The organism is Nakamurella endophytica, from assembly GCF_014646215.1.
Classification (GTDB): Bacteria; Actinomycetota; Actinomycetes; order Mycobacteriales; family Nakamurellaceae; genus Nakamurella; species Nakamurella endophytica.
On the sequence record NZ_BMNA01000001.1, the window covers coordinates 673,931 to 686,369 of the forward strand.

The following is a 12,439-nucleotide window of genomic DNA, read 5'->3' on the forward strand; positions in this document are numbered from 1 at the left end:
GGCCGGGGCACACCGTCTGAGAGGAACCGCCCGTGACCGACGGACCGCTGATCGTCCAGTCGGACAAGACCCTGCTGCTCGAGGTCGGGCACCCGGACGCACCGGCAGCCCGCGCCCAGATCGCCCCGTTCGCCGAGCTGGAACGGTCGCCGGAGCACGTGCACACCTACCGCATCACGCCGCTGGCGCTCTGGAACGCCCGCGCCGCGGGGCACGACGCCGAGCAGGTGGTGGACGCGCTGGTGCGCTGGTCGCGGTTCCCGGTGCCGCAGGCGCTGCTTGTCGACGTCGTCGAGACGATGAGCCGCTACGGCCGCCTGGTGCTGCAGAGCCACCCGACGCAGGGGCTGATCATGATCTCCCGGGACCGGGCGGTGCTCGAGGAGATCCTGCGGCACAAGAAGGTCGCGCCGATGCTGGGCGCGCGGATCGACCCGGACACCGTCGCCGTGCACCCGTCCGAGCGCGGCCGGCTCAAGCAGGCGCTGCTCAAGGTGGGCTGGCCCGCCGAGGACGAGGCCGGCTACGTCGACGGCGAGGCGCACCGCATCGAGCTGGAGACCGACGGCTGGGAGCTGCGGTCCTACCAGCAGGAGGCGGTCGACAACTTCTGGGCGGGCGGCTCCGGCGTGGTGGTCCTGCCCTGCGGGGCCGGCAAGACCCTGGTCGGCGCGGCCGCGATGGCCAGGGCCGGCGCCACCACGCTGATCCTGGTGACCAACACGGTCTCCGGCCGGCAGTGGAAGCGCGAGCTGCTGGCGCGCACCTCGCTGACCGAGGACGAGATCGGTGAGTACTCCGGCGAGCGCAAGGAGATCCGCCCGGTCACCATCGCCACCTACCAGGTGATGACCCGCAAGGTCGGCGGCACCTACCGCCACCTCGACCTGTTCGACTCGCGCGACTGGGGCCTGGTGGTCTACGACGAGGTGCACCTGCTGCCGGCCCCGGTCTTCCGGATGACGGCCGACCTCCAGTCGCGCCGGCGGCTCGGGCTGACCGCCACCCTGGTGCGCGAGGACGGCCGCGAGGGCGACGTGTTCTCGCTGATCGGGCCCAAGCGGTACGACGCGCCGTGGAAAGACATCGAGGACCAGGGCTGGATCGCCCCGGCCGAGTGCACCGAGGTGCGGGTCACCCTGACCGACAACGAGCGGCTGCAGTACGCGGTGGCCGAGCCCGAGGAGCGGTACCGGATCGCCTCCACCGCCCGCACCAAGCTGCCGGTGGTGCGGTCCATCCTCGACCGGCACAAGGGCGAGCCCACCCTGGTGATCGGCGCCTACCTCGAGCAGCTCGACGAGCTGGGCGAGGCGTTGGACGCCCCGGTCATCCAGGGATCGACCCGGAACGCGGAGCGGGAGCGGCTGTTCGACGCCTTCCGCAGCGGTGAGATCAGCACGCTGGTGGTGTCCAAGGTGGCCAACTTCTCGATCGACCTGCCCGGCGCGACCGTCGCCGTGCAGGTGTCCGGGACGTTCGGCTCCCGGCAGGAGGAGGCCCAGCGGCTGGGCCGGCTGCTCCGACCCAAGGCCGAAGGCAAGCAGGCGCACTTCTACTCGGTCGTCTCGCGCGACACGCTGGACACCGACTACGCCGCGCACCGGCAGCGCTTCCTCGCCGAGCAGGGCTACGCCTACCGGATCGTGGACGCCGACGACCTGCTCGGCCCGGCACTGCCGGCCGCCTCGGACTGAGCCGGGCGGCCGCCTCGCGCCGGCCGGCACCTGTCGCGCGGACCGGTCGTCCTCCGCGGCGGTCCGTCGTCGGCTCGGCCGCGGTGAGCCGCCGGCAGCCCGCGGACACGGCGGCCGCGTGTCGGGTGTGCGGACCCGTGCGTCACCGCGCGGCCCGGCCGAGCCGCCGCGTCGGCCCGGACCAGGTCCGATCGATCGGGCCGTCGACGACCGACGTCCCCGCCTCCGAGCGCGCCGTCGGACGGCCGTGTCACGAACAGATCAACACTGCGCGACACCCGCCCGCCCCGACCACGGATCTCTTGACACCCCGATCCGGCCGCCACCATGCTGTTGCTCGATCAGCGGGCGGGTGCGTATGACGCAACACGGAGGTGGGCCGTGGCCGAGGCGACGCTCACCCCGACCGTTCGCCGCCCCGACGACACGGAAGGTACGGGCGCCGGCGCCGCCGCGCCGGCCGCCCGAGGGTCGTTCGAGGTCCGCGACCTGCTGCCGGACGGAACCGTGCCTCCCGGGCTGTGGATCGACGGTGCCTGGCAGCGCCCGGCCCGCCGGCGGCTGATCCGCTGCCCGGCCGACGGCACGGACGTCGGCTGGGTCGCCGAGGGCACCCGGGTCGAGGCGGAGTCCGCCGTCGCCGCCGCCCGCCGCGCGTTCGACCACGGCGACTGGCCGCACCGCGCCGAGCAGGAGCGCGGCCGCGTGCTGGCCCGGGTGGCCGACCTGCTGGAGCGCGACGCCGAGCGGTACGCCCGGGTCGAGGCGCTCGACACGGGCAAGCGTCTGGTCGAGGCGCGCTACGACATCGCCGACGTCGTCTCGGCTTTCCGCTACTACGCCGGCATCGCGGGCACCGACGCCGGCCGCGTGGTGGACACCGGACGGCCCACCGCGATCAGCCGCATCGTGTACCTGCCGGTCGGCGTCTGCGCCCTCGTGACCCCGTGGAACTATCCCCTGCTGCAGGCGTCCTGGAAGGTCGCCCCGGCACTGCTCGCCGGGAACACCCTGGTGCTCAAGCCGTCCGAGCTCACGCCGTCCACCACGGTCGCCCTGATGGAGACCCTGGCGGAGGCCGGCGTACCGGCCGGGGTCGCGAACCTGGTGACCGGCAGCGGCACGGAGGTCGGCGCCCTGCTCACCGCCGATCCGCGGGTCGACATGGTCTCGTTCACCGGTGGTGTGGCCACCGGGTCCGCCGTCATGGCGGCCGCCGCACCCACCGTCAAGCGGGTGGCACTGGAACTGGGCGGCAAGAACCCCCTGGTGGTCTTCCCGGACGCCGACCGCGAGCTGGCCGTCGACCTGGCGCTCACCGCCGTGTTCCTGCACTCGGGCCAGGTCTGCTCGGCCGGCGCCCGGCTGCTGGTGCACGAGGACCTGCACGACGACCTGGTGGACGAGGTGGTCCGGCGGGCCGGCCGCATCCGGCTCGGCGGCCCGTTCGACCCGGACGCCGAGACCGGGACGCTGATCTCGCAGGCGCACCGGGACAAGGTGCACGGCTACGTCCGGCAGGCCCTCGCCGAGGGGGCGCAGCTGCGCACCGGTGGCGCCCCGCCGGACGACCCGCGCCTGGCCGACGGCTTCTACTACCCGCCGACCGTGCTGGACCGCTGCTCGTCGCGGATGGCCTGCGTGCGCGAGGAGTCGTTCGGTCCGGTGCTCACGGTGGAGACGTTCCGCGACGAGGCCGAAGCCGTCGCGCTGGCCAACGACACCGACTACGGGCTGGCCGGCGCGGTGGTCACCGCGGACGCCGGGCGGGCCCAGCGGGTGGCGCAGGCGCTGCGCCACGGCACGGTGTGGATCAACGACTACCACCCGTACGTGCCGCAGGCGGAGTGGGGCGGCTTCGGCCGCTCCGGCAACGGCCGCGAACTGGGACCGACCGGCCTGGCCGAGTACCGCGAGATCAAGCACATCTGGCAGAACACCGCACCGGAGCCGGCGGGGTGGTTCGCCGGGTGAGGCGGCGCCCGCCGAGCGCCGTCGCCGGACCGCCGGCCGTCCTCCGCAGGAGCGTCCCGTGACCGCAGCAGCGCATCCCCTCCCCCGCACCGCCGGACGGACCGCGCCCGGTCGGCCCGCGACAGCGGACGGCACGCCGGACTTCTCGGTCCGATCGCTGTGGAAGGTGTTCGGGCACCGCCCGGATCGCATCCCGGGTGACCGATCGCTGGACGGTCTCACCGGTCCGGAGGTGCTCGCCCGCACCGGATGCCTGCCGGCCGTGCGGGACATGAGCTTCGACGTGGCCCGCGGCGAGGTCTTCGTGGTCATGGGGCTGTCCGGGTCCGGCAAGTCGACCCTGGTGCGCTGCCTGACCCGGCTGGTCGAGCCCACCGCCGGCCGCGTCCTGCTGGAGGGCCAGGACCTCACCGCGCTCCCGCCCGCGCGGCTGCGGGACGTCCGGCGGAACCGGATCTCCATGGTGTTCCAGCACTTCGGGCTGCTGCCGCACCGCACCGTGCTGAACAACGTCGGATACGGGCTGCAGGTCCGCGGCGTCGGCCGGGCGGAACGCAACCGCCGGGCGGCCGAGGTCGTCGACCTGGTCGGCCTGTCCGGGTACGAGCAGCGCTTCCCGGACCAGCTCTCCGGTGGCATGCAGCAGCGGGTCGGGCTGGCCAGGGCGCTCGCCGGCGACCCGGACGTGCTGGTCTTCGACGAGCCGTTCTCGGCGCTCGACCCCTTGATCCGGCGCGACATGCAGGCCGAGGTGATCCGCCTGCACCGGGACATGGGCAAGACCATGCTGTTCATCACCCACGACCTGTCCGAGGCGCTGCGCCTGGGCGACCGGATCCTGATCATGCGGCACGGCGAGCTGGTCCAGATCGGCACCGGCGACGAGCTGGTCGGCGCACCGGCCGACGACTACGTCGCGGACTTCGTCGCGGACGTGCCGCGGGCCGACGTGCTGACCCTGCGGTGGATCGCCCGGCCCGACGACCCGCCGGACGCGGCCGGCGCGGCGACGCTGCCGGCGGACACCGTGGTGCGCGCCGCCATCCCGGTGGTGTCCGGGTCGGCCGGCCCGGTCCGGGTGGTGGACGGCACCGGTACCGACCAGCGGACGCTCGGGTGGGTCGGCCGGGACGACGTGCTGGCGCTCGTCGCCGGTGCCGGTCGCCCGCCGCACCGGCGCCGTGCCGACGCCGGCGATGCCGCCACCGCGACCGAGTCCGCCGCGATCGAGCCCGCCGCCGCGACGGGGGCGCCGGCGTGACGGCGCCGGCGCAGGCCGCCCAGGTCGGCGAGCTCCCGGCCACCACGGCGGCCGTCGCGCGCGACCGGACCCGCCGCCGGCGACTGCCCGCCGCCGGCACGACGCTGCTGGCGCTGCTGGCGCTGTGGTTGCTCGCCCGATTGCTGCTGGGCGGGCGGTGGACGCTGCCGCTGGCCGCCGCCGACCTGACGCCGCTGCAGCTGCGGCTCAACGACCTCAACGACTGGGTGTCGGGTCACCGCAACACCAGCCCACTGTTCCTCTACTTCTTCAACGAGATCCGCCTGGCCGTCGACACTGTCGGCACGGCGTTCACGCAGGTGCTGTCGCGCACCGACGTCGGGCTGGGCATCCCCGAGATCGGTTGGCTGGGCACCACCGTGCTGGTGACGGCGCTCGCCTACGCCGTGGGCAACGTGCGGGTCGCCGTGCTGACCCTGGCGGTGTTCTGCTGCTTCGTGCTGCAGGGACTGTGGGCCGACGCCATGGACACCTTCGCGCTGGTCCTGGCGTCCGTGCTGTTCGCACTGGCGATCGGCCTGCCGCTGGGCATCTGGTCCGGCACCAGCCGGCGCGTGCACCGGATCCTCACCCCGGTGCTGGACTTCATGCAGATCCTGCCGTCGTTCGCGTACCTGGCGCCGCTGGTGCTGATCTTCCTCATCGGCCCGGCGTCCGCGATCATCGCGACCGTCGTGTTCGCCGCGCCGCCGGTCATCCGGCTCACCGCCCACGGGCTGCAGCAGGTGCCGGCGGTGACCCGGGAGGCGGCCGACTCCCTCGGGGTGACCGGCTGGCAGCGGCTGCGGACGGTACTGCTGCCGATGGCCCGTCGGACCGTGGTCATCGGCATCAACCAGACGTTCATGGCGGCGCTGTCCATGGTCACGATCGCCTCGCTGATCGGCGCACCCGGGCTCGGCCTGACCGTCGCGCAGGCGTTGCAGAGCCTGGACGTCGGCACCGCGTTCAACGCCGGCGTGGCCATCGTGCTGATGGCCATCGCCTTCGACCGGGTGGCCACCGCCGCCGGCGAGCGGACGGAGACCGCCCTGCGGTCCGGCCGGAGCCGGCGGCGGGCGCGCCGGATCGCCGTCGCGGCCGCGCTGCTTGTGGCGGTGCTGGCCGTCTACCTGTCCCGCACGTACCTGTGGGCGGCCGAGCCGCCGACCGGCTGGCCGGACCTCGGCCGGCTGCTCACCGACGTCGGCGACACGGTCTCCGGATGGCTGCAGGCGCACCTGTCGACGGTCACCGGCGGGCTCAAGGACGCCGTCACCTACGGCGTGCTGAACCCGCTCGAGGCGTTGCTCACCGGGTCGCCGTTCTGGGTGACCGGGATCGTGGTGACGGTCGTGGCCTGGCTCGCCGGTCGCTGGCGGACCGCGCTGACCGCCGTGCTGTGCCTGGCCGCGATCGTCTGGCTGGGCGTGTGGCAGGACGCCATGGCCACGCTGGCCGCGACGCTGCTCGCCACCGTCGCGGTGGTGGTGCTGGGCGTCGTGGTCGGCGTCTGGATGGGTCGGTCCCGGATGGCCGACCGGATCATCCGGCCGGTGCTCGACGCCGCCCAGACCATGCCGGCCTTCGTGTACCTGGTGCCGTTCCTCGCCCTGTTCGACGCCAGCCGGTTCACCGCGATCGTGGCCGCCGTGGTGTACGCGGCCCCGGCCGCCATCAAGATCGTCGCCGACGGCATCGCGCAGGTCCCGGCCGCCACTGTCGAGGCCGCGACGGCGTTCGGCTCGACCCGGTGGCAGGTGGTCACCCGCGTGCAACTGCCGATGTCGGCCCGCTCGCTGGCGCTGGCCACCAACCAGGGGCTGATCTACGCGCTGTCCATGGTGGTGATCGGCGGCATGGTCGGCGCCGGGGCCCTGGGCTACGACGTCGTCGCCGGGCTGTCGCAGGACCAGCTGTTCGGCAAGGGACTCGCGGCCGGCCTGACCCTCGTCGCCCTCGGCATCGTCCTGGACCGGATCACCCAGGCCGCCGCGGGCCGGTCCGGCCGCCGCCCCGGTGCCGCACGGCCGCGCGCCCGTTCCACCGCCCCGGCGCTGCCGGCCGCCGGCGGCTGACCCACCCGCGGACACCCACCACCTCCGGCCGCGGACCACCGACCGCGGCCCCCGACCACCGAGCCCCTCGACCCAGGAGACCCCCATGCATCCTCGGACCCGCGCCGGCCGCCGCCGGATCGCCGCCCTGCTGCCCCTTGTCGCCCTGCTGGCCGCGGCCGGCTGCGGCGGCGCCACCGTGAACGCCGGCGGGTCGTCCAGCTCCAGCTCGACCGCGGCGACGGTGGGCGGCTCGACCGGCGCCGGAGCGGCCACCGGGTCCTCGACCGCCGCCGGAGCCGCCACGGCGGGCACCACGCCCGGCACCGCCACCGCATCCGGGACCGCCGCCGGCTCCGGCGGGTCGGCGGCCGCGTCCCCGACGGCTTCGACCGGCTCCGGCGGTGCGGGGTCCGCGTCGATGCTGCCGGTCACCGGGTCCTGCGCACCGTTCGCCCTGGCGATGAACGACTGGGTCGGGTACACCGCCGACGCGGCGGTGCTGACCTACGTCGCCGAGAAGAACCTGAACTGCAAGGTGAACCAGAAGGCGCTCAAGGAGGAGATCGCCTGGCAGGGCTTCTCGAGCGGCCAGGTCGACGTCATCCTCGAGAACTGGGGCCACGCCGACCTCGTCGCCAAGTACATCGACCAGCAGAAGGTCGCCGAGGACGCCGGTCCCACCGGCAACCTCGGGCAGATCGGCTGGTACGTGCCGCCGTGGCTGGCCAAGAAGTACCCCGACATCACCGACTACAAGAACCTCAACAAGTACGCCGACATGTTCAAGACGTCGGAGTCGGGCGGCCAGGGACAGCTGCTCGACGGCGACCCGTCCTTCGTCACCAACGACGAGGCCCTGGTCAAGAACCTGAAGCTGAACTACAAGGTCGTCTACGCCGGGTCGGAGGCCGCCCTCATCCAGGCGTTCCGGAACGCCGAGCAGAACAAGACCCCGGTGATCGGGTACTTCTACTCGCCGCAGTGGTTCCTGTCCGAGGTGCCGCTGGTCAAGGTCGCGCTGCCGCCGTACACCGACGGCTGCGACTCCGATCCCGCGACGATCGCCTGCGACTACCCCGACTACACCTTGAACAAGATCATCTCCAAGCGGTTCGCGGACTCCGGGTCCGCGGCGGTGAACCTGGTCCGGAACTTCCGCTGGACCAACGCCGACCAGGACCTGGTGGCCAGGTACATCACCGCCGACAAGATGTCGCCGGAGGACGCCGCCGCCAAGTGGGTGCAGGCCAACCCGGACAAGGTGGCCGCCTGGCTCGGCAAGTGAGCGGTCCGGCCCGCCACGGCCGGCGTCCTTGACGGCGTCCGGTCGCCACCCCACACTCGTTGCGGTCGGCGCACACCGTTGCGCATCCAGAAACGGAGGCCTGCATGGCAGGGCCGCGGGTCGTCATCGTGGGCGCCGGGATCGTCGGCGCCAGCCTGGCCGACGAGCTGACCGAACGGGGCTGGGACCGGGTCACCGTGGTCGACGCCGGCCCGCTCCCGACGCCCGGCGGCTCGACGTCGCACGCCCCCGGCGTGGTCTTCCAGACCAACGGCACCAAGGTGATGAGCGACTTCGCCCGGTACTCCGTGGCCAAGTTCTCCGCACTGCAGTGGCAGGGATCCTCGTGCTACCTGCCGGTGGGCGGATTGGAGATCGCCACCACCCCCGAGCGGGCCGCCGAGCTGCACCGCCGGTACGGCTGGGCGCAGTCCTGGGGCATCCCCGGCGCGCTCCTACTCGACGCCGGCGAGGCCGCCGCCCGGTGGGACCTGCTCGATCCCGGCGCGGTGCTGGGCGGCCTGTTCGTCCCCGACGACGGCATCGCCAAGGCGGTGTGGGCCGTCCAGGCACAGCTGGCCCGGGCCACCGAGCGCGGCGCCACCGTGCTGGACCGGCACGAGGTCCTGGGCTTCCGGACCGCGGACACCGGGTCCGGCACCAGGATCTCGGGCGTCGAGGTCCGGACACCCGACGGCACCGCGGTGCTCGACGCGGACGTGGTGGTGTGCTGCGCCGGCATCTGGGGCCAGCGCGTCGCCGGCTTTGTCGGGCAGACGCTCGCGCTCACCCCGCTGGCGCACCAGTTCGCGTGGACGGCGCCGGTGAGACCGCTCGCCGGTCGCCGCACCGAGTCCGTCAGGCCGGTGCTCCGGCACCAGGACGCCGACCTGTACTACCGCGAGAACCACGACCGGCTGGGCATCGGCTCCTACCGCCACCGCCCGATGCCGGTCGAGGTGCAGGAGCTGGAGCACTGGTCCCGGTTCGGCGAGGACCGGCCGGGGCAACCCAGCGTGCTGCCCTTCACCCCGGCCGACTTCGAGTTCCCGCTCGCCGAGACCGCCCGGCTGATGCCGGCTCTCGGCGAGGTGACGCTGGCACAGCCGTTCAACGGGGTCTTCTCGTTCACCACCGACAACCTGCCGCTCCTGGGCCCGCACGCGGCGGTCGACGGGTTCTGGACCGCGGAGGCCGTGTGGGTCACCCACTCGGCCGGCGTGGCGCGGGCGATGGCGGAGTGGATCGTCGACGGCTACACCGGGTTCGACGTGCACGCCTGCGACGTGAACCGGTTCGAACGGCACCAGCTGGCCCCGGACTACATCGTGGCCAAGGACTGCCAGAACTTCGTCGAGGTCTACGACATCCTCCATCCGCTGGACCCGATGGAGCACTCCCGGCCGCTGCGGGTCTCGCCGTTCCACCAGCGGCAGGTCGAGCTCGGCGCGGTCTTCCTGGAGGCCAACGGCTGGGAACGGCCGCAGTGGTACGCCGCCAACGAGGCGCTGCTCACCTCCGACCGGAACACCGGCTGGCACGTCCCCGCGCCCGACAAGTGGGCCGCCCGGCACTGGTCCCCGGTCGTCGCGGCCGAGGCCGCGGTCGCCCGGACGGACGTCGCGCTGTTCGACATGACCTCGCTCCGGCGGCTCGAGGTCGCCGGCCCGGGCAGCGCCGACTTCCTCGCGTCGGTGGTCACCGGGCCGGTGGGCGGCGCCGTCGGCGCGGTGACCTACTGCCTGCTGCTCGAGCCGGACGGCGGGATCCGCTCGGACGTCACGGTCGCCCGGCTCGCCGAGCAGCGCTACCAGCTGGGCGTGAACGGGGCCGTGGACGAGGTGTGGCTCACCCGCCGGCTGCGGGCCTCGCCGTGGCGCGACACCGTCCAGATCCGCGACCTGACCCCCGGCACCTGCTGCATCGGCATCTGGGGGCCCGCCGCGCGGGACGTCCTGCAGCCGTTGACCGGCACCGACCTGTCCCACACCGCCTTCCGGTACTTCCGGGGTCGTGAGCTGTACCTGGGTGCCGTCCCGGTCACCGCGCTCCGGCTGTCCTACGTGGGCGAGCTGGGCTGGGAGCTGTACACCACCGCGGACCAGGGGCTGGCGCTGTGGGACCTGTTGATGGCCGCCGGCCGGGACCACGGCATCATCGCCGCCGGCCGCGGCGCGTTCACCGCGCTGCGCATCGAGAAGGGCTACCGGTCCTACGGCACCGACATGACCACCGAGCACGGCCCGGCCGACGTCGGCCTGGGCTTCGCGGTCCGCAGCACCGCCGACTTCCACGGCCGGGCGGGACTGGAGCAACGGGCACCCGGCTCCCGCCGGCTGGCCCTGCTGGTCGTCGACGAGCCGGACGGCATCGTGCTCGGCGGCGAACCGGTCCACCGACCCGGTCCCGACGGCACCGCGGGCGGCCGCGCCGATGCCCGTGACACCGGCGAGGCGGCGGTCGGCTACGTCACGTCCGCCGCCTACGGCTACACCCTCGGGGCGCCGCTGGCCTACGCCTTGCTCGACGCGGACCTGGCCGAACCCGGGACCGCCGTGGAGATCGGCTGGTTCGACCGCCGCTACCGGGCCGTCGTCACGGCCGAGCCGGCGTTCGACCCCGAGGGTAAGCGGATGCGGTGCTGAGCCAGGCCGGGCCGGTGCCGCCGGTTCGGCGGTCCGCCGCCGACGTCACTACCGTGGGGACCCGGCGGCCCGTCGTCCGGCGGGCCGGGTCCCCACCGCACCATCCGCCCGTCCGGGCGGCGATCGCAGGGAGAACGAGCAGGTGAGCATCTCGACCTCGGCGCGCGGCGCGCACGGTCCGACGCTGTCCGCGGTACCGGCGGAGTCCGGCGACCCGATCCCGACCCCCTGGCCCGGGCTGGACGCCCCGCTGGCCGAGGCGGACCCGGAGGTCGCCGCTGCGATCGACGCCGAGCTGCGCCGCCAGCAGAACACCCTGGAGATGATCGCCAGCGAGAACTTCGCGCCGGTCGCGGCCATGCAGGCGCAGGGCAGCGTGCTGACGAACAAGTACGCCGAGGGGTACCCGGGCCGGCGCTACTACGGCGGGTGCGAGAACGTCGACGTGATCGAGCGGCTGGCCATCGAGCGGGTCAAGGGCCTGTTCGGCGCCGGCTACGCCAACGTCCAGCCGCACTCGGGGGCACAGGCCAACGCCGCGGCCATGCAGGCGCTGATCAAGCCGGGCGACACCATCCTCGGCCTGTCGCTGGCCCACGGCGGCCACCTGACCCACGGCATGCGGATCAACTTCTCCGGCCTGCTCTACGACGTCGCGGCCTACGAGGTGTCCAAGGAGGACCACCGCGTCGACCTCGACGAGGTGGCCCGGCTGGCCCGCGAGCACGCCCCCAAGCTCATCATCGCCGGCTGGTCGGCCTACCCGCGCCACCTGGACTTCGCGCGGTTCCGGGAGATCGCCGACGAGGTCGGCGCGTACCTGCTAGTGGACATGGCGCACTTCGCCGGACTGGTGGCGGCGGGGCTGCACCCGTCGCCCGTGCCGCACGCGCACGTCACGACCACCACCACCCACAAGACCTTGGGCGGCCCCCGGGGCGGCGTCATCCTCACCGACGACCCAGACCTGGCCAAGCGGGTCAACTCGGCCGTCTTCCCCGGCCAGCAGGGCGGGCCGCTGGAGCACGTCATCGCCGCCAAGGCGGTGGCCTTCCGGATGGCCGCCGACCCCGCGTTCACCGAGCGGGCGCAGCGCACCCTGGCCGGCGCCCGGCTGCTCGCCGAGCGCCTGGTCGCCGACGACGTGCGCTCGGCCGGGGTGTCGGTGCTCACCGGTGGCACGGACGTGCACCTGGTCCTGGTCGACCTGCGGGACTCGGAGCTGGACGGCAAGCAGGCCGAGGACCGGCTGCACTCGATCGGCATCACGGTCAACCGCAACGCCGTGCCGTTCGACCCGCGGCCGCCGATGGTGACCTCGGGCCTGCGCATCGGCACGCCCGCGCTGGCCACCCGCGGCTTCGACGCGGCCGACTTCACCGAGGTCGCCGACGTCATCGCCGAGGCCCTGAAGGCGCCGGTCGGCGAGCTCGAGCCGGCACTGGCGTCCTCGCTGTCCGGCCGGGTCGCCGCCCTGGCCGGGCGCCGCCCGCTGTACGCCTCGCTCTAGTCGACCG

7 protein-coding genes are annotated in these 12,439 nt (G+C 73.8%); all 7 read left to right on the forward strand.

All coding sequences use genetic code 11. The annotated features are described in order from the left end of the window. Positions 1–32: 32 nt before the first annotated feature. The 7 genes from IEY37_RS02960 to glyA all read left to right on the forward strand — a co-directional run bounded on the left by IEY37_RS02960 (position 33) and on the right by glyA (position 12,432). The gene (locus IEY37_RS02960) at positions 33–1,697 is read left to right on the forward strand and encodes a DNA repair helicase XPB (protein ID WP_188939951.1); all 1,665 of its coding nucleotides are present in this window, start codon (positions 33–35) and stop codon (positions 1,695–1,697) included. A gap of 507 nt (positions 1,698–2,204) precedes the next feature. Further along, on the forward strand, positions 2,205–3,671 hold the full coding sequence (locus IEY37_RS02965; protein ID WP_373298246.1) for an aldehyde dehydrogenase family protein: 1,467 nt from the start codon (positions 2,205–2,207) through the stop codon (positions 3,669–3,671). A 157-nt stretch (positions 3,672–3,828) separates the two neighbouring features. Beyond that, positions 3,829–4,932 carry a quaternary amine ABC transporter ATP-binding protein gene (locus IEY37_RS21830; protein ID WP_373298247.1) on the forward strand — a complete coding sequence of 368 codons (1,104 nt, stop codon included), beginning with the start codon at positions 3,829–3,831 and terminating at the stop codon, positions 4,930–4,932. Further along, the gene (locus IEY37_RS02975) at positions 4,929–7,010 is read left to right on the forward strand and encodes an ABC transporter permease (RefSeq protein ID WP_188939954.1); all 2,082 of its coding nucleotides are present in this window, start codon (positions 4,929–4,931) and stop codon (positions 7,008–7,010) included. Before IEY37_RS21830 ends, IEY37_RS02975 begins: the two co-directional genes overlap by 4 nt. Positions 7,011–7,095: 85 nt before the next feature. Further along, positions 7,096–8,277 (forward strand): ABC transporter substrate-binding protein, encoded by a 1,182-nt coding sequence (locus tag IEY37_RS02980; RefSeq protein ID WP_229673671.1) that lies wholly within the window; start codon positions 7,096–7,098, stop codon positions 8,275–8,277. Positions 8,278–8,381: 104 nt separating this feature from the next. Then, complete coding sequence (locus tag IEY37_RS02985; protein ID WP_188939955.1) at positions 8,382–10,922, forward strand: GcvT family protein; 2,541 nt, start codon at positions 8,382–8,384, stop codon at positions 10,920–10,922. A gap of 217 nt (positions 10,923–11,139) precedes the next feature. Next, a complete protein-coding gene (gene glyA, locus IEY37_RS02990) occupies positions 11,140–12,432 on the forward strand; it encodes a serine hydroxymethyltransferase (RefSeq protein ID WP_373298248.1) in 1,293 nt (430 codons plus the stop codon). Positions 12,433–12,439: the final 7 nt, after the last annotated feature.

Excerpts from the sequence above, each read along its gene's own strand:
- IEY37_RS02980 (WP_229673671.1), top strand. The coding sequence starts at position 7,096 with ATGCATCCTCGGACCCGCGCCGGCCGCCGCCGGATCGCCGCCCTGCTG.
- IEY37_RS02985 (WP_188939955.1), top strand. The coding sequence starts at position 8,382 with ATGGCAGGGCCGCGGGTCGTCATCGTGGGCGCCGGGATCGTCGGCGCC.